The organism is Micromonospora sp. CNZ286, from assembly GCF_014207755.1.
This window is the reverse complement of sequence record NZ_JACHIZ010000001.1, coordinates 2,620,186-2,642,259: the sequence shown is the minus strand read 5'-3', so window position 1 is coordinate 2,642,259 and position 22,074 is coordinate 2,620,186. Positions and strand designations below refer to the sequence as shown.

16 protein-coding genes are annotated in these 22,074 nt (G+C 72.3%); 6 read left to right on the top strand and 10 right to left on the bottom strand.

The features are described from left to right. The first annotated feature begins 107 nt into the window (after positions 1 to 107). The 3 genes from FHX31_RS11815 to FHX31_RS11805 all read left to right on the top strand — a co-directional run bounded on the left by FHX31_RS11815 (position 108) and on the right by FHX31_RS11805 (position 6,571). On the top strand, positions 108 to 338 hold the full coding sequence (locus FHX31_RS11815; RefSeq protein ID WP_013286814.1) for a DUF2188 domain-containing protein: 231 nt from the start codon (positions 108 to 110) through the stop codon (positions 336 to 338). 235 nt (positions 339 to 573) lie between these two features. Next, on the top strand, positions 574 to 6,039 hold the full coding sequence (locus FHX31_RS11810; RefSeq protein WP_013476446.1) for an ATP-binding protein: 5,466 nt from the start codon (positions 574 to 576) through the stop codon (positions 6,037 to 6,039). A gap of 139 nt (positions 6,040 to 6,178) precedes the next feature. Then, entirely contained in the window at positions 6,179 to 6,571 is a 393-nt protein-coding gene (locus tag FHX31_RS11805) for an SCO5389 family protein (protein ID WP_013286816.1), read from the top strand. A gap of 38 nt (positions 6,572 to 6,609) precedes the next feature. Here FHX31_RS11805 and FHX31_RS11800 read toward each other — a convergent pair whose 3' ends face one another. Further along, the gene (locus FHX31_RS11800) at positions 6,610 to 7,014 is read right to left on the bottom strand and encodes a Fur family transcriptional regulator (RefSeq protein ID WP_013286817.1); all 405 of its coding nucleotides are present in this window, start codon (positions 7,012 to 7,014) and stop codon (positions 6,610 to 6,612) included. A gap of 229 nt (positions 7,015 to 7,243) precedes the next feature. Between FHX31_RS11800 and FHX31_RS11795 the strand changes: the two genes are divergently transcribed. From FHX31_RS11795 to FHX31_RS11785, 3 genes are read left to right on the top strand one after another with little or no spacing between them, the layout of a single operon-like run. Further along, on the top strand, positions 7,244 to 7,795 hold the full coding sequence (locus FHX31_RS11795) for a copper chaperone PCu(A)C (protein ID WP_091327177.1): 552 nt from the start codon (positions 7,244 to 7,246) through the stop codon (positions 7,793 to 7,795). Next, complete coding sequence (locus tag FHX31_RS11790) at positions 7,792 to 9,009, top strand: Dyp-type peroxidase (protein WP_184976138.1); 1,218 nt, start codon at positions 7,792 to 7,794, stop codon at positions 9,007 to 9,009. The genes FHX31_RS11795 and FHX31_RS11790 overlap by 4 nt, the downstream gene beginning before the upstream one ends. Before the next feature lie 20 nt (positions 9,010 to 9,029). Continuing rightward, positions 9,030 to 9,632 (top strand): copper resistance CopC family protein, encoded by a 603-nt coding sequence (locus FHX31_RS11785; protein WP_013476443.1) that lies wholly within the window; start codon positions 9,030 to 9,032, stop codon positions 9,630 to 9,632. Positions 9,633 to 9,686: 54 nt separating this feature from the next. Here the strand turns inward: FHX31_RS11785 and FHX31_RS11780 are convergent, their stop codons facing one another. From FHX31_RS11780 to araB, 9 genes are all read right to left on the bottom strand, one after another. Next, a complete protein-coding gene (locus FHX31_RS11780; RefSeq protein WP_030268480.1) occupies positions 9,687 to 10,676 on the bottom strand; it encodes a LacI family DNA-binding transcriptional regulator in 990 nt (329 codons plus the stop codon). Between the two features lie 335 nt (positions 10,677 to 11,011). Next, complete coding sequence (locus FHX31_RS11775) at positions 11,012 to 13,087, bottom strand: RICIN domain-containing protein (RefSeq protein ID WP_091327169.1); 2,076 nt, start codon at positions 13,085 to 13,087, stop codon at positions 11,012 to 11,014. A gap of 248 nt (positions 13,088 to 13,335) precedes the next feature. Beyond that, a complete protein-coding gene (gene araA, locus FHX31_RS11770; protein ID WP_184976135.1) occupies positions 13,336 to 14,838 on the bottom strand; it encodes an L-arabinose isomerase in 1,503 nt (500 codons plus the stop codon). 26 nt (positions 14,839 to 14,864) lie between these two features. Further along, positions 14,865 to 15,857: a galactofuranose ABC transporter, permease protein YjfF gene (gene yjfF, locus FHX31_RS11765; protein ID WP_013286824.1), complete on the bottom strand. Its 993-nt coding sequence runs from the start codon at positions 15,855 to 15,857 to the stop codon at positions 14,865 to 14,867. Beyond that, on the bottom strand, positions 15,854 to 16,924 hold the full coding sequence (locus tag FHX31_RS11760; protein WP_184976131.1) for an ABC transporter permease: 1,071 nt from the start codon (positions 16,922 to 16,924) through the stop codon (positions 15,854 to 15,856). Before FHX31_RS11760 ends, yjfF begins: the two co-directional genes overlap by 4 nt. After that, positions 16,921 to 18,462: a sugar ABC transporter ATP-binding protein gene (locus FHX31_RS11755; protein WP_013286826.1), complete on the bottom strand. Its 1,542-nt coding sequence runs from the start codon at positions 18,460 to 18,462 to the stop codon at positions 16,921 to 16,923. Before FHX31_RS11755 ends, FHX31_RS11760 begins: the two co-directional genes overlap by 4 nt. A gap of 72 nt (positions 18,463 to 18,534) precedes the next feature. Next, positions 18,535 to 19,530: an ABC transporter substrate-binding protein gene (locus FHX31_RS11750; protein ID WP_013286827.1), complete on the bottom strand. Its 996-nt coding sequence runs from the start codon at positions 19,528 to 19,530 to the stop codon at positions 18,535 to 18,537. 97 nt (positions 19,531 to 19,627) lie between these two features. Then, a complete protein-coding gene (locus tag FHX31_RS11745; RefSeq protein WP_091327160.1) occupies positions 19,628 to 20,299 on the bottom strand; it encodes an L-ribulose-5-phosphate 4-epimerase in 672 nt (223 codons plus the stop codon). Continuing rightward, the gene (araB, locus tag FHX31_RS11740; RefSeq protein ID WP_013476440.1) at positions 20,296 to 21,978 is read right to left on the bottom strand and encodes a ribulokinase; all 1,683 of its coding nucleotides are present in this window, start codon (positions 21,976 to 21,978) and stop codon (positions 20,296 to 20,298) included. The genes FHX31_RS11745 and araB overlap by 4 nt, the downstream gene beginning before the upstream one ends. Positions 21,979 to 22,074 lie beyond the last annotated feature (96 nt).

The window sequence follows — 22,074 nt, the reverse complement described above, 5'->3', positions numbered from 1 at the left end:
CCCCTCCCCCGCCCGGCCCGGACCGTCCGATCGCGCCGCCAGGATTAGCACTCCCCTCGCATGGGCAGACATTTGTCATCGGACACGCGAACGAGGGAGCTGACGGCATGGCGAAGGGCGACATCGACACCTACCAGCAGGACGGGCAGTGGAAGAACCGCCCGGAGGGCAACGAGCGCGCGACCAGCCGCCACGACACCAAGGCGGAGGCCGAGGCGGCCGGCCGGGAGATGGCGGCCGAGCGCGGCGCCGAGCACGTGATCAAGAAGCAGGACGGCACGATCGGCGAGAAGAACACGTACCCCCGCAGCCGCGACCCCCGGGAGATCCCGGGCTGAACACGCAGCGCAGGCGATGTACGGCGCCGGACCCGAGCGGGTCCGGCGCCGTATCGCGTACCGGCAGGTAGTGAGTGGCTGGCTAAAAACTTTTGTTCGGTTCCTACAACGGTCCCCGCTCAGGCTTCGGCCGTTACGACATGGCGCCGCCCGCGCATAGGCGGAAAGGTGAGGCGAGCCGGGGGCATCGCCGCGCCCGGCGCGCCACCGTGGGTCAACCGAAGGGGACGGTCACGTGTTCACCCGTGTCGCCATCGTCAACCGTGGTGAGGCCGCGATGCGGCTCATCCACGCGGTCCGGGAACTGGCCGCGGAGACCGGCAGCCGGATCGAGACCGTCGCGCTGTACACCGACGTCGACCGTACCGCCACCTTCGTCCGCGAGGCGGACGTCGCCTACGACCTGGGCCCCGCGTCGGCCCGCCCGTACCTCGACCTCAAGGCCCTGGAGCGCGCGCTGGTCGAGACCGGCGCGGACGCCGCGTGGGTGGGCTGGGGTTTCGTGGCCGAGGACCCGGCGTTCGCCGAACTGTGCGAGAAGATCGGCGTGACGTTCGTCGGACCGAGCCCGGACGCCATGCGCAAGCTCGGCGACAAGATCGGCGCAAAGCTGATCGCCGAGGAGGTCGGCGTGCCGGTCGCGCCGTGGAGCCGCGGCGCGGTGGAGAGCCTGGACGACGCGCTGCGCGCGGCGGCCTCGATCGGCTACCCGCTGATGCTCAAGGCGACCGCCGGTGGCGGCGGGCGCGGCATCCGGGTGATCCGCAGCGACGCCGAGCTGGCCGACGCCTACGAGCGCACCAGCCAGGAGGCGGCTCGCGCGTTCGGCAGCGGCGTGGTGTTCCTGGAGCGCCTGGTCACCGGCGCCCGGCACGTCGAGGTCCAGGTGATCGCCGACGGCCAGGGCACCGCGTGGGCGCTCGGCGTACGGGACTGCTCGGTGCAGCGGCGCAACCAGAAGGTGATCGAGGAGTCCGCGTCGCCGGTGCTGAGCCCCGAGCAGACCGCGGAGCTGAAGGCGTCGGCGGAGCGGCTGGCGGTCGCCGTCGGCTACCGGGGCGCGGCCACAGTCGAGTTCCTCTACCACCCGGGCGACCGGCTGTTCGCGTTCCTGGAGGTCAACACGCGCCTGCAGGTCGAGCACCCGATCACCGAATCCACCACCGGGTTCGACCTGGTCAAGGCGCAGCTGCACGTGGCCGGCGGCGGCCGGCTCACCGGCGAGCCGCCGGTCGAGCGCGGCCACGCGATCGAGGCCCGGCTCAACGCCGAGGACCCGGACCGCGACTTCGCGCCCTCCCCCGGCCGGATCACCCGGCTCGACCTGCCCGCCGGGCCGGGTATCCGGGTCGACACCGGGGTCAGCGAGGGCGACACCATCCCGGCCGACTTCGACTCCATGATCGCGAAGATCATCGCGTACGGCCGGGACCGGGACGAGGCGCTGGGACGCCTGCGCCGGGCGATGGCGAACACCATTGTGGTCATCGCCGGCGGCGCGACGAACAAGAGCTTCGTGCTCGACCTGCTCGACCAGCCCGAGGTGATCGACGCCAGCGCGGACACCGGCTGGATCGACCGGGTGCGCGGCGAGGGCCGCCTGGTCGCGCACCGGCACTCCGCCGTCGCGCTGGCGGCAGCCGCGATCGAGGCGTACGAGGAGGACGAGACCGCCGAACGGCAGCGGCTGCTGTCCACCGCGGCCGGTGGACGCCCGCAGGTGCAGCACCGCAGCGGCCGGCCGCTGGACCTGAAGCTGCGCGGCGTGACCTACCGGATGCGGGTGGCCCGGGTCGGCGCGCACCGGTTCCGGGTCGGTGTCGAGGCCGGTGGCGACGTGCGCACCGCCGACGTCGAGCTGGACCGCTTCGACCGGCACACCGGTCAGATCGCCGTCAACGGCGCCCGGTTCCGCCTGCTCACCGACACCCACGGCCCGGTGCACCTGGTCGAGGTGGACGGCGTGACGCACCGGGTCAGCCGCGACGAGGGCGGCGTGCTGCGCTCCCCCATGCCGGCGCTGGTGGTCGCCACGCCGCTTCAGGTCGGCGCGGAGGTCGAGGCCGGCGCGCCGGTGCTGGTGCTGGAGGCGATGAAGATGGAGACGGTGCTGCGGGCGCCGTTCCGGGCCCGCCTCAAGGAGTCGTCGGTCGCGGTGGGCACCCAGGTGGAGGCCGGGGCGCCGCTGCTGCGCCTGGAGCCGGTCGCGGAGGACGACGCCGAGGCGGCCGCCGGGCCGGCCGGACCGGCTGTCGAGCTGGACCTGCCCACCGCGCCCGCCGAGGTGCCCGCGCGGTCCCGCGCCGAACGCGGCCAGGAGGACCTCTGCTCGCTGCTGCTCGGCTACGACGTGGACCCGCACGACGAGCGCCGGGTGCTCGACGACTACCTGGACGCGCGGCGGGCGGCCACGGAGGCCGGGCACCGGCCGCTGGCCGAGGAACTGGAACTGGTGAACGTCTTCGCCGACCTGGCCGAGCTGAGCCGTAACCGGCCCGGCGGCGACGACGGGCCGGGCGGGCACGTGCACAGCGCCCGCGAGTACTTCCACACCTACCTGCAGAGCCTCGACGTCGAGCGGGCCGGTTCCCCGGAGTCGTTCCGGGCCCGCCTGGCCAAGGCGCTCGCCCACTACGGCGTCACCGAACTGGACCGCTCGCCCGAGCTGGAGGCCGCGGTCTTCCGGATCTTCCTGGCCCAGCAGCGGGCCGCCGCGGACGCCGCGGTGATCGCCGCGCTGCTGCGCTCCTGGCTGCGCGAGCCGCCGCCGGACGAGGCGCTGCGCGAGCCGGCCGGTCTCACGCTGGAACGCCTCGTCGCGGCCACCCAGGTCCGCTTCCCGGTGGTCGCCGACCTGGCCCGGGGCGTGGTGTTCGCCTGGTTCGCCCAGCCGCTGCTGCGCCGCAACCGGGCCCGGGTCTACGCCCAGGTCCGCACCCACCTGCGGCACCTCGACGCGCAGCCGGACGCGCCGGACCGCGCCGAGCGGATCGCCGAGATGGTCCGCAGCACCGAACCGCTGGTCCGGCTGCTCGGTCAGCGCCTGGTCCGCAACGACCTGGACAACGCGGCCATGCTGGAGGTGCTGACCCGCCGGTACTACGGCAACAAGGCGCTCACCGAGGTCCGCACCCGCACCGCCGGTGGCTGCACGTTCGTGGTGGCCGGGCGGGACGGGTCGAGTGTCGTCTCGGCCGCCGTCCGCTTCGACGCGCTCGGCGACGCGCTGCGCGGCCTGGCCGAGGTGGCCCGGGACTGCGAGGCCGTCGACGCGGACGTCTACCTGGCCTGGGAGAACCAGCCCGAGGACCTGGACGCCGCCGCCGCCGCGCTGCTGGACGTGGTGAACGCACACCCGCTGCCGCAGCAGGTACGCCGCCTCACCACCACCGTCGCCGGGCGCGGCGGCGCGGTGATGCACCACCACGTCACGTTCCGTCCGGCCGAGGGCGGCGGGATGGCCGAGGAGCGGCTGATCCGCGGCCTGCACCCGTACATCGCGCAGCGGATGCAACTGGAACGGCTGCGCGAGTTCGACCTGACCCGGCTGCCCTCGCTGGACGAGGAGGTCTACCTGTTCCAGGCGGTCGCCCGGCAGAACCCGTCCGACCAGCGGCTGGTCGCGTTCGCGCAGGTACGTGACCTGACCGAGCTGCGGGATCAGGACGGCCGCCTGGTGGCGCTGCCGACCACCGAGGACACGGTGGCGGCCTGCATCGACTCGATCCGCCGGGCGCAGTCGCGGCGGCCGTCGAAGTCGCGGTTCCCGACCAACCGGATCGTCGTCTACGTGTGGCCGCCGAGCGAGCTGACCCGCGAGGAGATGGAGCTGATCGCCGGCCGGGTACGCCCGACCACCGTGGGCGCCGAGCTGGAGGAGATCCTGTTCATCGCCCGGCAGCGCGACCGCCGTACCGGCGAGCTGACGAAGGTCGGCGTGCGGATCACGTTCGACGTCACAGGGCACGCGCAGCTGACGGTGGGCGAGCCGCCGGCCGAGCCGGTCGAGCCGCTTGACGACTACCGGTTGAAGGTGCTGCGGGCGGCCGGCCGCAACACGGTGTACCCGTACGAGCTGACCGGCCTGCTGGGCGACTTCGTCGAGCACGACCTGGACGCCGGTCACGCGCTGGTGCCGGTGGACCGGCCGAAGGGCCGCAACACCGCGGCGATCGTGGCCGGTGTGGTGACCACGCCGACACCGCGGCACCCGCAGGGCGTGACCCGGGTGGTGCTGCTCGGCGACCCGACCAAGTCCCTCGGCGCGCTGTCCGAGCCGGAGTGCCGGCGGGTGATCGCCGCGCTGGACCTCGCGCAGCGGATGGGCGTGCCGCTGGAGTGGTACGCGTTGAGCGCCGGCGCCCGCATCTCGATGACCTCCGGCACCGAGAACATGGACTGGGTGGCCGCGGCGCTCAAGCGCATCGTCGAGTTCACCCAGGACGGCGGTGAGATCAACATCGTGGTGGCGGGCATCAACGTCGGCGCCCAGCCGTACTGGAACGCCGAGGCGACGATGCTCATGCACACCAAGGGCGTGCTGGTCATGACGCCGGACTCGGCGATGGTGCTCACCGGCAAGCAGTCGCTCGACTTCTCCGGCGGTGTCTCGGCCGAGGACAACTTCGGCATCGGCGGCTACGACCGGGTGATGGGCCCGAACGGGCAGGCGCAGTACTGGGCGCCGAGCCTGCCGGCCGCGCGGGACGTGCTGATGGCGCACTACGACCACACGTACGTCGCGCCGGGCGAGGACGCGCCGCGCCGGGCCGTCACGATGGACCCGGTGGACCGGGACATCTGCGGCTACCCGCACGCGGTGGCCGGCAGCGACTTCGCCACGGTGGGCGAGATCTTCTCCGCCACCGCGAACCCGGACCGGAAGAAGCCGTTCGACATCCGTACCGTGATGCGGGCGCTCGCCGACCAGGACCACCCGGTGCTGGAACGGTGGGCCGGCATGGCCGACGCGGAGACGGCTGTGGTGCAGGACGTGCACCTCGGCGGCATCCCGGTGTGCCTGCTCGGCATCGAGTCCCGCTCGGTGCCCCGGCACGGCTTCCCGCCCACCGACGGCCCGGACACGTACACCGCGGGCACGCTGTTCCCGCGCTCGTCGAAGAAGGCCGCGCGGGCGATCAACGCGGCCAGCGGCAACCGGCCGCTGGTCGTGCTCGCCAACCTCTCCGGCTTCGACGGTTCGCCCGAGTCGATGCGCAAGCTGCAACTGGAGTACGGCGCGGAGATCGGCCGGGCGATCGTCAACTTCCGCGGCCCGATCGTGTTCTGCGTGATCTCGCGCTACCACGGCGGCGCGTTCGTGGTGTTCTCCAAGGCACTCAACCCGGACATGACGGTGCTGGCGATCGAGGGGTCGTTCGCCTCGGTGCTCGGTGGCGCGCCCGCCGCCGCCGTGGTGTTCGCCGGCGAGGTCGCCGCCCGTACGGCCGCCGATCCCCGGGTACGCGACCTGGAGGCGAAGGTCACCGCCGCGGCCGGCACCGAGCGGGCGGCGCTCACCGCCGAGCTGGACGAGCTGCGCTCGTCGGTGCGGGCGGAGAAGCTCGGCGAGGTGGCCGCCGAGTTCGACCGGGTGCACAGCATCCAGCGGGCGGTCGAGGTCGGTTCGGTCGACGCGGTGATCCGCGCCGCCGAGCTGCGTCCCCGCGTCATCGAGGAGATCGAGGCGCGCCTGCGCTGACACGTTGCACCGCCGGGCGGCGGGCGGGCCTTCGGGTCCGCCCGCCGTTTCGCGTGCGCCGGTCCTTGACGGGCCTGCCGTCGCATGATGTGCTCAATCGGTAATGGAAACCGTGTTCGTTAGCGATGACGGAGGACCCATGTCGCTCACCGTTCCGCCCGCCCTGCTGCACGCCGCCGAGACCGGTCCCGTGGACGAGGAGGCGTTCGTCGCCTGCGTCCGCGACTCCCTGCCGTACGCCTGGGAGACGGTCAGCCGGGTGGCCGCCGACCTGGCCGCGTCCGACGCCGAGTTCGCCGACAACGTGGTGCCGCCGCCGGGCGACGCCGAGCGCGGGCAACTGCTGCGCGCGATGGCCAGCGACGCGATCCGCGCCGGCCTGGAACGGCACTTCGGGGTGACGCTGGCGTTCCAGAACTGCCACCGGGTGGCGGCGTTCCGCCCCGGCGCGGCCGGCTCCGAGGCGTACCGCCGGTTCACCTCCAGCCGCGGCCAGTTGCTGAACCAGTCACCGGCACTGCGCAACTGCTGACGGCGACGCGCCGCGGGCGGGTCACCGCCCGCGGCGGCTCAGGCGGCGCAGCGGTCGCAGGTGCCGAAGATCTCCAGGGTGTGCCCGACGTCGGTGAAGCCGTGCTGCGCGGCGACCTGGTCGGCCCACCGCTCCACGGCCGGGCCGGCCACCTCCACGGCCCGGCCGCAGCGGCGGCAGACCAGGTGGTGGTGATGGCGGCTCTGGCTGCACCGCCGGTAGAGGTGCTCGCCGCCGGGCAGCCGCGCCGAGTCGATCTCGCCGTTGTCGACGAGCATCTGGAGCGTCCGGTACACCGTGGTGAGGCCGACCTTCGCCTGCCGCTGGACGAGCATCTGGTGCAGCTGCTGCGCGCTGTGGAAGCCGTCCAACTCCCGCAGCAGCGCCAGCACCTCGGCGCGCTGACGGGTGTTGCGGGTCGCCCCGGTCGTCGCCTGGGTCACCGTCGCCTCCCTCGTCCGGGCGCCCGCCCGGCACCCTCGTCCGGCCGCGGCCGCGCCCGGCGCGCCACGTGACACCCGGAACCATTATGCCTTCCGGGCGCACCGCCGATCCCGGGTCCGTGACGGCCCGCCGCCCGGGGTGTGACATGCCCGACCGCCCCGGCCGGAACTATCCGGCGTACCGCGCCGACAAACGGTACGAACACCGGATCTTCGAGGGGACGACGTCATGCCCAGCACCACCAGCCGCCGGTTCCTGCGCCCGGCGGCCCTGATCGGCGCCGCCGTGCTCGCCGCGTCGGTCACCGCCTGCGGATCCTCCGGCACGCCGTCCGCCGCCACGTCGGCGTCGGCGTCGGCGAGCGCGGCGGCGGGCGTGCTCACCGTCCGCGACCCGTGGGTGAAGGCCGCCGACAAGGGCATGACCGCCGCGTTCGCCACGCTCGCCAACGACGGCGACACCGACGTCACGATCACCGGCGTGACCACCGACGTGTCCCGGGCCGAGATCCACGAGATGGCCATGACCGACGGGAAGATGGCGATGCGGCAGAAGCAGGGCGGCGTCGTGGTCGCCGCCCGCTCCCAGGCCGCCCTGGAACCCGGCGGCGACCACCTGATGCTGATGGACCTGACCCGCCCGGTGCGCCCCGGCGACCAGCTCGACATCACGCTCACCTTCGCCGACGGCCGGACCCAGACGTTCACCGCCGTGGCGAAGCCGTTCACCGGCGCCCAGGAGAGCTACGCGCCCGGCCACGGCCCGAGCCCGGCGTCATGACCGGCAGGCGGGTGAGCCGGCGCGGCCTGCTCACCGGAGGCGCGATGGCCGCCGGGGGCGCGCTGGCCGGCGCCGGCGCCCTCACCGCCGTCCGTTCCGGCCCTCCCGGGGTACGCCCCAGCGACGCCGTCCCGGTGGCCCAGGTCGGCAGCGCGGTCGAGCCGTTCCACGGCGTCCGGCAGTCCGGGGTCACCACCGAACCGCAGGCGCACGCGGCGTTCGTCGCGTTCACGCTGCGCCCCGGCACCGACCGGGCGGCGCTCGGGCGGATGCTGCGGCTGCTCTCCGACGACGCGGCCCGGCTCACCCAGGGCCGCCCCGCGCTGGCCGACACCGAGCCGGAACTGAGCGTCCTGCCGGCCCGGCTGACCGTCACGTTCGGCTTCGGACCCGGGCTCTACGCCGCCGCCGGGCTCGACGACCGGCGGCCCGCCTCGGTGGCCGAGCTGCCCGCGTTCGGCATCGACCGGCTGCAACCCCGCTGGTCCGGCGGGGACGTGCTGCTCCAGATCTGCGCCGACGACCCGCTCACCGTCGCCCACGCCCAGCGGGTCCTGGTCAAGGACAGCCGTCCCTTCGCCGTCGTCCGCTGGGTGCAGCAGGGCTTCCGCCGGGCGGCCGGCGCCGAGCCGGGGCGTACCCAGCGCAATCTGTTCGGGCAGCTCGACGGCACCGCCAACCCGAAGCCCGGCACGCCCGCGGACACCGCGGTGTGGGTGACCGACGGACCGGACTGGCTGCGGGACTCGACCACGCTCGTGGTGCGGCGGATCAGCATGAACCTGGAGACCTGGGACCTGCTGGGCCGCGCCGACCGGGAACTCGCCGTGGGGCGGCGCATCGACACCGGCGCGCCGCTGACCGGCCGGGCCGAACACGACGAGCCGGACTTCGCCGCGCTCGGCCCGGACGGGCTCACCGTGATCCCCGACTTCTCGCACCTGACCCGCGCCCGCGTCACCGACGACCGGCAGAAGATCCTGCGCCGGCCGTACAACTACGACGGCGTGCCGACCCCGGAGGGGACCGCCGACAGCGGGCTCGTCTTCGCCTCGTACCAGGCCGACATCGCCCGGCAGTTCCTGCCCGTCCAGCGCCGGCTCGCCGAGCGCGACCTGCTCAACGAGTGGACCACCCCGATCGGCTCCGCCGTGTTCGCCGTACCGCCCGGCTGCCCCGAGGGCGGCTGGATCGGCTCGCAACTGCTCGGCTGACCACCACAGGAAGGCGCGTCATGCGTACCCGTTCCGTCACCGCGCTGCTCGCCGCGGCCCTCACCGCGCTGCTGCTGGTCCCCGCCACGCCCGCGGCGGCCCACAACTCGCTCCAGGAGGCCACCCCGGCGCGCGACGCCCGGCTCACCGCCGCGCCCACGCAGGTCACGCTGCGGTTCCTGCAGGGGCTGAACCCCTCTTTCACCACCATCACGGTCAGCGACGCGGCCCAGCGCACGGTGCCCACCTCCGCACCGGCGGTGGACGGCGCCACCGGCACGGTGACGATCGACGAGCCGCTGGGCAACGGCACCTACACCGTCGCGTACCGGGTGGTCTCCCGCGACGGCCACCCCGTCCAGGGTTCGTACCGCTTCACAGTGGCCGACCCGGCGGCGCCCGCACCGTCGGCTCCCGCATCGGCGGCTCCCACGCCGACGGCGGTTGCCGCGTCGGCCGGCGTGGACGGCGCGGACGAGCCGGATGCCTCGGGCGCGCGGTCCGGCGACGACGGCCCGCCGGTCGCGCTGCTGGCGGGTGGGGCGGTCGCCGGTCTGCTCGTGATCACCGGAATCGTGCTGCTGGTCGCACGCCGGGCGCGCGCTCGCCGAACGGACCACTGACGACCGGACCTCGCACGGCGGGGGTCGGCCACGGGCAGGCGGGCCGCTACCGCCTCAGCGGGCGGGCGGCGGGCCGACGCTGCGGCGCGGCACCAGCGTCGGCGCGATCGTCTGCCGCAGCGGCCCGACGGTCTGCGACTCGATCTGGGCCAGGAGCAGGTCCAGACTCGCCGCGGCGACAGCGCCGAAGTCCGGCCGGACGGTGGTCAGCGGCGGGATGAAGTACGCCGCCTCGGGCACGTCGTCGAACCCGACCACGCTGATGTCGTCGGGAACCCGGCGGCCGTGCTCGTGCAGCGCCCGCAGCACGCCCAGCGCCAGATGGTCGTTGGCGGTGAAGACGGCGGTGACCTCCGGCATCCGGGCCAGCATCTGCCCACACCGGTAGCCCGCCGCCGCCGACCAGTCGGCCGGGACCAGCGGCGGGATCTCGGCTCCCGCCTGCCGCAGCGCCTCGCGCCACCCCTCGATGCGGCCGGCGCTGTCGAACCAGTCCGACGGCCCGGACACGTGCCACACCGTGCGATGCCCGGCGGCGAGGAGGTGCTCGGTGGCGGCCCGGGCGCCGGCGACCTGGTCGACTGTGACCAGCGGGATCGGTCGCCGCGGGTCGCCGTCGACAGTCACCAGCGGTACGTCCTGGGGCAGCCGTTCCAGCGCCTCCCCGGCGGACTCGACCGGCGCGATCACCACGATGCCGGCGACCCGGTGTGCCAGGTGCCGTTCCACGGCGGCCGAGATGGAGCGGTGGTCGAGGTCGCGGACACTGCCGACGCTCACCGCGAAGCCGGCCTCGGCGGCGGTCTGCTCCAGCGCCGCGAGCAGCGACGCCGGGCCGTAGAGCGTGGTGTTCTGCGCGACCACGCCGATCACCTGGGACCGACCGGTCACCAGCGCGCGGGCCGCGCGGTTGGGCCGGTAGCCGAGTTCGGTGATGGCGGCCTGCACCCGTAACCGGGTCTGCTCACGCACGTTGGGATGCCCGTTGAGAACCCGGGAGACCGTCTGGTGCGACACCCCGGCGAGGCGGGCCACGTCCGTCATCGCAGGACCGCGCACGGCCACCTCACTTTCGCCACTGCCCGCGGCCACACCCGGTCGATCTCGACCGGACCGTCCCGGGTGGCGACAGTCTACGCCAGCGGTCCCATCGGTATCGGCACCGTTGATCGCCCGTTCCCGCCGTGGCGCGGCGATATCGGGGAATCGACAGGCGGCTCATTCCCTTCCGTTACGCAGTGGCACGAACAGGCAGCTCGGAGCGGGTGGAATTGCGCCCGGGGTGCGGCATTTCCGGCGATTGCCGGAGCCGCACCCCGGGTTGTCGAAGATGTGTCAACGGCCGCGAATGGTGACCGTTGTCACGGTGTCGTCAGGTGTCACGGTGTCGTCAGGGAGAACTGCCGCACCGTCACCGCGCCGCCGAGGGATTGGGTGGCGTAGTTGAAGAAGCCGAACCGGTAGCCCATGAAGAACTGCCACGCGTTGTTGAGCGTCAGCGCGTTACCGAGCGACACGAAGTTCACCCCGTCGGTGCTGTAGGAGAACCGCGCCTGCCGGCCCGAGCCGGGCCGGATGTCGGCGTTCGCCCGCAGCCAGATCCGCCCACCGGACACCGCCGCACTGGCGATCTCCGTCCCGGTGCTCGTGGTGTTCCAGTTCGAGCCCATGGTCAGGCCGTTCGTCATCACCACGCGGGTGGCGCCGTTGTCCCGCCGTACGCCGATCCAGGCCGAGCTGTCCCGCAGCATCGCCAGGCCGGCCCGGTCACCGTCGCGCATGGTCGAGTAGTCCAGCTCGATCGTGCCGGTCGAGGTCGGACCCTGGATGCGGTGGGTGAGCGTGTTGCGGGCCCGGTACAGGTCGTTCGTGACGGTGGCGGTCTGCAACCGCAGGCCGTTGTTCACCGACCATCTGCTGTTGTCCGGGTTGTGGTTCCACTCGTACTGCACGCCGAGCGTGGTGCCGGGGAACGTGTCGGTGCCGGTGAGCGGCTTGACCGGGCGGGTCGGCAGCGGGTTGGGGTAGCTCGCGCCCCAGGCGCCGTTGACGGTCTGCACCTGCGGCCAGCCGTCGGAGGTCCAGGTGATCGGCGCCAGCGTCGGCATCCGGCCGCCCGGGTACGCGTCGGTGAACGCCATGTAGTACCAGGCGCCCGTCTGCGTCTGCACCAGCCCGCCCTGGTGCGGCACGCCGCCACCGGAGATCGGGCCGGGCAGGTTGAGCAGCACCTGCCGCTGCTCGTACGGGCCGAACGGGCCGTTCGTGGACTTCAGCACGTACTGGCCGTTGGCCGGTCGGGTCAGCCAGATGTAGTACGCGCCGTTGCGCTTGTAGAAGCGCGCGCCCTCCAGCGTGCCGATGCTCGACGGCGTCTGGTAGACCTGCTGGGCCCGGACCTGGCTGCGCCCGTCGGCGGAGAGCTGGGCCACGCTGATCGTGCCGTTGCCGTACGCGACGTACATGGTGTCGTTGTCGTCGATCAGCATGCCGGCGTCGTAGTAGCAGTTGGGGATGGTGGTCAGGCGGTTCCACGCGCCGTCCACGGCGGTGGCGGTGTAGATGTGGGTCTGCGCGAAGTCGATGCACCCGGCCCAGTAGAACGTGCGGTTGCTCGGCCGGTAGTTCAGCGTCGACGCCCAGATGCCGTCCACGTACGCCTGCTCGCTGGCGCTCAGGTCGTACTTGGTGCCGAACTCCAGCCGTGGCACCGAGTGCCCGGCGAACTCCCAGTTCACCAGGTCCCAGGAACGCAGCACCGGCGCGCCGGGCGAGTAGTGCATGGTAGAGGCGGACATGTAGTAGACGTCGCCCACCCGGATGATGTCGACGTCGGCGAAGTCCTGCCAGACTGCCGGGTTGGTGAAGCTGCCGCCCGGGTTGCCCGGGTTGCCGGGGTTGTCGCCGACGCGGACGAGCTGCCACTGCTGGTTCGCGCCGTTCCAGTCGTCGTACTGGACGATGTTGCCGCCGTCGGCGGTGGAGGCGTTCTGCACCTCCATCACCTTGTTCGAGTTCCGGTTGATCAGCCGGACGTACCCGCTGTCGGAGTCGGCCAGCCGGAACTGCTGGTTGGTGCCGCCGTGGTCCGTCCACTGCACCACCGCCGCGCCGTTGGCGGTGGACGCGCCGGTCACGTCCAGCACCTTGCCGGAGTGCCGGGACCGCAGCCGGTAGTAGCCACCGCCGGAGTCCACGAACTGCCACTGCTGCCAGGCGCCGTCGTTGCGCGTCCACTGGGTGATCCGCGCCCCGTCGTTCGTCGCCTGGTTGTACAGGTCCAGCGCCTTGCCGCTGTTGCGGTTCACCAGCACGTAGTAGGCGCTGGTGTCCACTGTGGCAGCCGATACCGGCGCGGGCACGGCGCCCACCACCACGCCGCCGACAAGCAGTGCCACCACCCCGGCCAGCAACCGGGACAGGCGTCCACGTCCACGGGACAGTCGAGCCGTCACCACGATCCTCCTTCGTCGACCGGAGCCCGGGCACGGCAGTACGCGCCGACGACGGCGGCGTTATCGCTAACAGCGATGCCCACCCAGGCGGGAGTCGGATCCCTGGCAACTGCGGCGCAGATCGCGCCCGGAACGGCCCGCGAGCGGTGCCGGTGACCCTATCCATCGACTGTGAGCGATAACATGCCGTTCGTCAAGGCGTAACACGGACCCCGCCGCACGGGCGGCCCGAGGCGGCCCGAGGCGGCTCAGAAACCCCGGGCGAGCCGGTAGTACGCCTGGTTCCAGCGCAGCTCGTCCGCGAAGCGGTGGGGGCGCGTCTCGGCGTCGATGACCACCAGCTCGGTCCGGGCCATCGCGGCCAGGTCGCGCAGCTCCTCCATGCCGACGGCCTGGGAGAGGACGGTGTGGTGCGGCCCGCCCGCGGTGATCCACGCCTCCGCCGAGCCGGCCAGGTCGGGCTGCGGACGCCACACCGCGCGCGCCACCGGCAGCCGGCGCAGCGGGTGCGGCGGCGGCACCACGTCCACCGCGTTGGCGACCAGCCGGAACCGCTCCCCCATGTCCACCATGCCCAGCACGACCGCCGGGCCGGGCGCGGCGTCGAAGACCAGGCGTACCGGGTCCTCCCGCCCGCCGATGCTCAGCGGGTGCACCTCCGCGCTCGGCACGTCGGCGGCGATGCTCGGGCACACCTCCAGCATGTGCGCGCCGAGGATCAGCTCCTGACCGAACGTCAGGTCGTAGGTGTAGTCCTCCATGAACGAGGTGCCGCCCGGCACGCCGACGGCCATCGCCTTGAGCGTGTGCACCAGCACCGAGGTCTTCCAGTCCCCCTCGCCGCCGAAGCCGTAGCCGTCGGCCATCAGGCGCTGCACCGCGATCCCGGGCAGCTGGCGCAGTCCGCCGAGGTCCTCGAAGTTCGTGGTGAACGCCCGGAAACCGCCGGCGTCGAGGAAGGCACGCAGGCCCAGCTCCTGGCGCGCCGCGTACCGCAGCGAGTCGTGCCGGTCCCCGCCGGGCCGCAGCTCGGACGCGACGCGGAAGGTGTCGTCGTACTCCTTGACCAGGTCGTCGACCTGCGCGTCGGGCACCTGGTCGACGGCGGCGACCAGGTCGTTGACGCCGTAGGTGTTCACCGAGACGCCGAAGCGCAGCTCCGCCTCGACCTTGTCCCCCTCGGTGACCGCGACGTCGCGCATGTTGTCGCCGAAGCGGGCCAGCCGCAGCGTCCGCACCGCCGACCAGCCGATCGCGGCGCGGGCCCAGGCCGCGACCCGCCTGACGACCCGGGGGTCGGTGACGTGCCCGGCGACGGTCTTACGCGCCACCCCGAGCCGGGTCTGGATGAACCCGAACTCCCGGTCGCCGTGCGCGGCCTGGTTGAGGTTCATGAAGTCCATGTCGATGTCGTCCCACGGCAGCGCCACGTTGGCCTGCGTGTGCAGGTGCAGCAGCGGCGTGCGCAGCGCGTCCAGCCCGGAGATCCACATCTTGGCCGGGGAGAACGTGTGCATCCAGGCGATCACCCCGACCGCGCCCTGCGCGGCCGCGTCCCGGCAGGCGGCGAGGATGTCCGCGCTGGAGGTGAGGACCGGCTTCCAGACCACGCGTACGGGGATGTCCGGCGACTCGTCCAGGCGCGCGGCGATCTGCCGGGACTGCTCGGCGACCTGCCGCAGGGTGTCCTCGCCGTAGAGGCCCTGGCTGCCGGTGAGGAACCAGACCTCGGGCTGGGGGTGAGTTGCCATGTTGTTGCCTTCCGCGCTAGGAACCGTCACTTGAACCGGATGCCGATGAGGCGCTGGAGGAGGATGAACGCGAACAGCAGGCCACCGATCACGATCTTGGTCCACCAGGAGTTGAGGCTGCCGTCGAACGTGATCAGCGTCTGGATCACGCCCAGCACCAGCACGCCGAGCACGGTGCCGAAGACGTACCCGGAACCGCCGGTGAGCACGGTGCCGCCGATCACCACGGCGGCGATCACGTCCAGCTCCATCCCGACGGCGATCAGCGGCGCGCCGGACAGCGTGTAGAACGACAGCAGGATGCCGCCGATCGCCGAGCAGAGCCCGCTGATCGTGTAGACGGCGATCCGGGTCCGCGCCACCGGCAGGCCCATCAGCAGCGCCGACTGCGCGTTGCCGCCGACCGCGTACACGTTGCGGCCGAACCGGGTGTACGCCAGCACGTACGCCGCGATCAGCACCACCGCGAACGCGATCAGCACGCTGATCGACACGAAGTTGCCGGCCGGGTCGCCGATGCGCTGCTGCGACATCGAGGTCCAGAAACCGTCGGTGATGGAGATGGAGGCGTCGCTGATGAACGTGCACATGCCCCGGGCGAAGAACATCCCGGCGAGTGTCACGATGAACGGCTGGATCTCGAAGAAGTGGATCGCGCAGCCCATCAGGAAACCGAGCGTCGGGCCGATCAGCAGCGCGATCACCAGCACCAGGGCCGCGGGCAGGCCGTCGCGCAGCAGCGCGGCCGACACCATCGCGGTCATCGCCACCACCGAGCCGACGGACAGGTCGATGCCGCCGGTGAGGATCACGAACGTCATGCCGACCGCGACGACGAGCAGGAAGCCGTTGTCGATGAAGACGTTGAAGACGACCTGGACGTTGGAGAAGGCGCGGTACTGGGACACGCCGATGCCGTACATGACCAGCAGCAGGGCGAGCGTGGCCAGCACCGGGACGTGCCGGCGGGGCAGGCTGGGCCGCCAGGACCGGCCGGTGGTCAACGACGTGCTGCTCATGCCGGCACCTGCTCCTTCTCCCGCTGCGGTGCCGCCGGGCCGGGTTCGGTCCCGCGCCGTCGCCGGCGCAGCCGGGCCCGGAACGCCGGGGCCTGGACGAGGCAGACGGCGATGACGACGACCGCCTTGAACAGCAGCGACGTCTGCGGCGAGATGTTCATGGCGTACACGGTGGTGGTCAGGGTCTGGATGATCAGCGCGCCGAGGACGGTGCCGCCGAGGGAGAACCGGCCGCCGGCCAGTGAGGTGCCGCCGATGACGACCGCCAGGATCGCGTCGAGTTCGATCCACAGGCCGGCGGCGTTGCCGTCGGCGCTGGAGACGTTCGCGGTGACCATGAAACCGGCGAGCGCGGCGCAGACGGCGCTGATCACGTAGACGAGGAAGACGATGCGCCGCGACCGGATGCCGGCGAGCCGGCTGGCCTCGGCGTTGCCGCCGACCGACTCGACGATCAGCCCGAGCGCCGTGCGGCGGGTGAACGCGGCCACGAGCAGCGCGGCGGCGAGCGCGATCAGGATGGCCAGCGGCAGCGTCAGGAAGTGCCCGAGCCCGATCGCCCGGTACGGGCCGGAGTTGATCGTGATGATCTGGCCCTCGGTGACCAGCTGGGCGATGCCCCGCCCGGCCACCATGAGGATCAGCGTGGCGATGATCGGCTGGATGCCGATGACCGCCACGAGTATCCCGTTCCAGGCGCCGAGCACGAGCGCGGCGCCGAAGGCCAGGGCCAGCGCGGTGGCCACCGTGGCCGGGCTGTTCTGGTCGGCCGCCCCGCTGATGTGCAGGCAGGCGATCGCGCCGCTGATCGCGCAGAGCGAACCGACCGACAGGTCGATGCCGCCGGTGGCGATGACGAGCGTCATCCCGAGCGCGACCAGGATCAGCGGCGCGCTCAGCCGGAGGATGTCGATCGGCGTGCCGTACAGGTGGCCGTTCTTGACCTCGACGGCGAGGAAGCCGGGACGGTAGATGGTGTTCGCGGCGATCATGACCACGAGCACGAGCGCCGGCCAGAACAGGCGGTGGCCGGTCAGCGGGCGGAGGCGGTCGGCGACGGCGGTCATGGGGTCACCTCCTCCCGGGGCGTTCCACTGGCGATGGTGCGCATGACGCGGTCGGCGTCGAGCGTGTCGTCGTTGTCGAGCTGGGCGACCATCTCCCGGTCGCGCATGACCGCGACCCGGTGGCTCAGGCGCAGCACCTCCTCCAGCTCGGCGGAGATGAACAGCACCGCCATCCCGCCGTCGGAGAGCTGCACCACCAGCTTCTGGATCTCGGCCTTGGCGCCGACGTCGATGCCGCGGGTCGGCTCGTCGAGGATCAGCAGGCGCGGCTCGGTGATCAGCCAGCGGGCCAGCAGCACCTTCTGCTGGTTGCCGCCGGACAGGTTGCGAACCGGCAGTTCCGGGTTGGCCGGGCGGATGCTCAGCGCCTCCACGTACCTGCGGACCAGTTCGTCCTGACGGCGGCGCGGGATCGGACGCAGCCAGCCGCGCGCGGCCTGCATCGCCAGGATCATGTTCTCCCGTACCGTCAGCTCCGGGACGATGCCCTCGGCCCGGCGGTTCTCCGAGCAGAACCCGACGCCTTGGCCGATGGCCTGCATCGGGTTGCGCACGGGCGCCCGGCCGCCGTCGAGCCGTACCTGGCCGTGGTCGGCCCGGTCGGCGCCGAAGATCAGCCGCGCCACCTCGGTCCGGCCGGAGCCGAGCAGGCCGGCCAGGCCGACCACCTCACCGGCGTGGATGCGGAGGCTGAACGGGGCGACAGCGCCACGCCGGCCCAGTTCGGCGGCGTCCACGAGCGGGGCCTCGCCACCGGCGTCGACTGTGGCGCGCTTCTGCTGCTCGTCGAGCCGCTCCAGCACGTCCAGCTCCTGGCCGATCATCTTCTCGACCAGGCTGAACTGCGGCAGCTCCTCGGTGCGGTACTCCCCCACGAGCGTGCCGTTGCGCAGCACCGTGATCCGGTCGGCGATGCCGTAGACCTGGTCGAGGAAGTGGGTGACGAACAGGATGGCGATCCCCTCGTCACGCAGCTGCCGCATGATCCGGAACAGCTGCGCCACCTCGCCGGCGTCCAGACTGGAGGTCGGCTCGTCCAGGATCAGCACCCGGGCCTGCACGTCGATCGCGCGGGCGATGGCGACCATCTGCTGCACCGCGAGCGAGTACGAGCCGAGCGGCGCGGAGACGTCGAGGTCGAGATCGAGCCGGGCCAGCAGGTCGCGGGCCCGGCGGCGCATCTCGCCCCAGCGCACCGCGCCGAGCCGGCGGGGCTCCCGGCCGATGAAGACGTTCTCCGCCACCGACAGGTTGGTGCAGAGGTTGACCTCCTGGTAGACGGTGCTGACACCGGCCGCGGCGGCCTGCATCGGACCGGTGAACGAGACCTGCTCGCCGTCGAGCGTGACGACGCCCGCGTCGGTCCCGTAGACGCCGGTCAACACCTTGATCAGGGTGGACTTGCCGGCGCCGTTCTCGCCCATCAGGGCGTGGACCTCGCCCGGGAACAGCCGGAAGTCGACGTCGTGCAGCGCGCGGACCCCGGGGAAGGTCTTGCTGATGCCGGTCATGGTCAGGACCGGACGGTTACCCGTCATCCCATCGGACCTCTTCTTCGACGGTGGTGGTACGGGGGCCGCCGTCGGTTGCGACGGCGACCCCCGGGTGACTCAGTACTTGCGGTTGGGCAGTGCCTCCTTGGCCTGCTCCTGGGTGAACGTGGTCTCCTCGGTCTCGATCCGGGCGGGCACCTCCTCGCCGGCCTTGACCTTCTTGACCAGGTCCATCAGCTGCGGGCCGAGCAGCGGGCTGCACTCGGCGATGAAGTTGAACTTGCCGTCCGCGAGGGCCTGCATGCCGTCCTTCACCGCGTCGACGGTGATGATGGTGATGTCCTTGCCGGGCTCCTTGCCCGCCGCGGTGATCGCCTCGAGCGCGCCCAGGCCCATGTCGTCGTTGTGCGCGAAGAGCACGTCGATCTTCGGGTTGGCCTTGAGGAACTGCTCCATCACCTGCTTGCCGCCGGCGCGGGTGAAGTCACCGGTCTGCGAGGCGACGATCTTCAGGTTCGGGTTGGCGGCGATGGCCTCGGCGAAGCCCTTCTTCCGGTCGTTGGCCGGCGCCGAGCCGGTCGTGCCCTGAAGCTCCACGATGTTGACCGGGCCGGACGCCGCCTTCTTCTGCTCCACCAGCCACTCGCCGGCGAGGCGGCCCTCCTTGACGAAGTCCGAGCCGAGGAACGTCTTGTAGAGCGACTTGTCGGCCGAGTCGACGGCGCGGTCGGTCAGGATCACCGGGATCTTGGCGTCCTTGGCCTCCTTGAGCACGGTGTCCCAGCCGGACTCCACCACCGGCGAGAAGGCGATCACGTCGACCTTCTGCTGGATGAAGTTGCGGATCGCCTTGATCTGGTTCTCCTGCTTCTGCTGGGCGTCGTCGAACTTCAGCTCGATGCCCGCCTCGGCCGCCGCCTCCTTGATCGAGGTGGTGTTGGCGGTGCGCCAGCCACTCTCGGCGCCCACCTGGGAGAAGCCCAGGACGATCTTGTCGTTGCCGTCGCCGGAACCGCCGCCGGTGTCGCTGTTGCCGCACGCGGCCATGCTGGCGGCGAGCAGCACGCCGGCGAACGCCGCGATGACAGTGCGTGCCGTGCTCCTGCTTCTCATCGATTCTCCTCCGGGGGTTGGATGTTCCGGGCGCGCGACCGGCGGAAACCGGAGCGGCCCGGGTGTGGTGGTGGGGGGTGCGCGGCGCGGTCCGGGGTCAGTGCGCCGACGGGCGTTGGCCGTACACGTTCTGGTAGCGGTCGTAGAGCGAGTCGATGTCGGCCGGCGCGATCGGCACCGGCCGGCCGAGCGCGCGGGCCAGGTGTGCGGTGCGGGCCACGTCCTCGCACATCACCGCGGCCTTGACCGCCGCCCGGGCGTCGCGGCCGATGGTGAAGACGCCGTGGTTGCGCATGAGCACCGCCGGTGAGCGGTGCCCGGACAGCGTGCTGACGATGCCCTTGCCGATGTCGTCGCCGCCGATCAGCGCGAACGGCCCGATCGGGATCTCCCCGCCGAACTCGTCGGCCTGCGCGGTCAGCCAGCACGGGATCGCCTCGCCGCGGGCCGCCCAGGCGGTGGCGTACCCGCTGTGCGTGTGCACGACGCCGCCGACCTCGGGCATCGCGCGGTAGACGTAGGCGTGCGCGGCGGTGTCGCTGGACGGGGCGCCGTCGCCGTCGACGACCGTGCCGTTGAGGTCGCAGACCACCATGGCCCCGGCGGTCAGGTCGTCGTAGTCGACGCCGCTGGGCTTGATGACCATCAGATCCTGACCGGGTACGCGGGCCGACACGTTGCCGGCGGTCCAGGCCACCAGGTCGTAGCGGGTCAGTTCGCGGTGCAGGCGGGCCACCGTCTCGCGTAGCGCGTCGACCTGGCTGTTCATCCGACCACCTCCAGGGTCGCGGCGGCGCGGTCCGCGGCGGCGTCGACCGCCGCGTTGCGGATCGCCCGCAGGCGGAGCATGACGTCGTTCGCGCCGCGGCCGAAGTGGTCGTGCAACGCGCGGTACTCGGCGTACAGGGCGTCGTAGGCCCGCACGTTCTCCGGTACGGGCCGGTAGACGGCCTCGTCGATGCGCCCCATCGCGGCGGACGCCTCGTGGATCGTCGGGTACGCCCCAGCGGCGACAGCCGCGTGGATGGCCGAGCCGAGCGCCGGGCCCTGGGCGGAGCCGATGATGCTCAGCGGCCGGTTCGTGACGTCGGCGTAGATCTGCATGAGCAGCCGGTTGGAGGTGAGACCACCGGCCACCACCAGGTCGTCGACCGGCACCCCGGCCTGCCCGAACGCCTCGACGATCATCCGGGTGCCGTACGCGGTCGCCTCCAGCAGCGCGCGGTAGACGTCCGGCGGCCGGGTGGCCAGCGTCAGCCCGACGATCATCCCGCTGAGGTCGTGGTTGACCAGCAGGGACCGGTTGCCGTTCCACCAGTCCAGCGCCACCAGCCCGTGCGCGCCGACCGGCTGGGCGGCGGCGGCCTCGGTGAGCCGCTCGTGCGAGTCGAACCCCGCCGGGGCGGCGTGGCGGACGAACCAGCCGAAGATGTCCCCCACCCCGCTCTGCCCGGCCTCGAAGCCCCAGGCGCCGGGGCTGATGCCGCCGTCGACCACGCCGCACATGCCCGGCACCTCGGCCGGGTGGGTGCCGTTGAGGACGTGGCAGGTGGAGGTGCCCATGATGGCGACCAGCCGGCCGGGCCGCAGCGCCTGGGCCGACGCGGCGGTGACGTGGGCGTCGACGTTGCCCGCCGCGACCGCGATGCCCTCGGGCAGTCCGGTCCAGGCCGCGGCGCGGGCGCTGAGCGTGCCGGCCCGCGCGCCCAGCGGCAGCAGCGGACCGTCCAGCTTGGTCACGAAGTCGGCGAATCCGGGGTCGAGCGCGGTCAGGTAGTCCGGCGACGGGTAGCGGCCGTCCTGCCGGATGCCCTTGTAGCCGGCCGTGCAGACGTTACGGGTCTCGGCGCCGCACAGCTGCCACACGATCCAGTCGGCGGCCTCGATGAACCGCTCGGCCCGGCGGTAGACCTCCGGGTCCTCCTCCAGGATCTGCAGGCCCTTGGCGAACTGCCACTCCGCGGAGATCTTGCCGCCGTAGCGGCCGAGCCACGGCTCGCCGCGTTCTTCCGCCAGCGCGTTGATCCGGTCGGCGTGCGGCTGCGCGGCGTGGTGCTTCCAGAGCTTCACCCAGGCGTGCGGGCGGTCGCGCAGTTGCGGGATCTCGCACAGCGGTGTGCCGTCGGCGAGCGTCGGGAGCACGGTGCAGGCGGTGAAGTCGGTGCCGATGCCCACCACCCGGGACGGGTCCACGCCGGCTTCGGCGAGCGCGGCCGGCACCGCGTGGCGCAGCACGTCGCGGTAGTCGTCCGGATCCTGGAGGGCCCAGTCCGGGGGCAGCGCCGGGCCGCCGTCGGGAAGCGCGGTCTCGATGACCCCGCGCCGGTACTCGTGCACCGCCGTACCGAGTTCGGCGCCGTCCCGGACGCGGACCACGAGCGCCCGCCCGGACAGCGTGCCGAAGTCGACGCCGATCACGTACCGGTCGGACGCGTCCACTTCGCTCATTTGCACCTCCGCCGTGTCACGGAGTTAGTGTTAGCGCTCACATATACATCCGTCAAGACACCTCCGGGCAACAGCTACGTAACGAGGAACCACCCT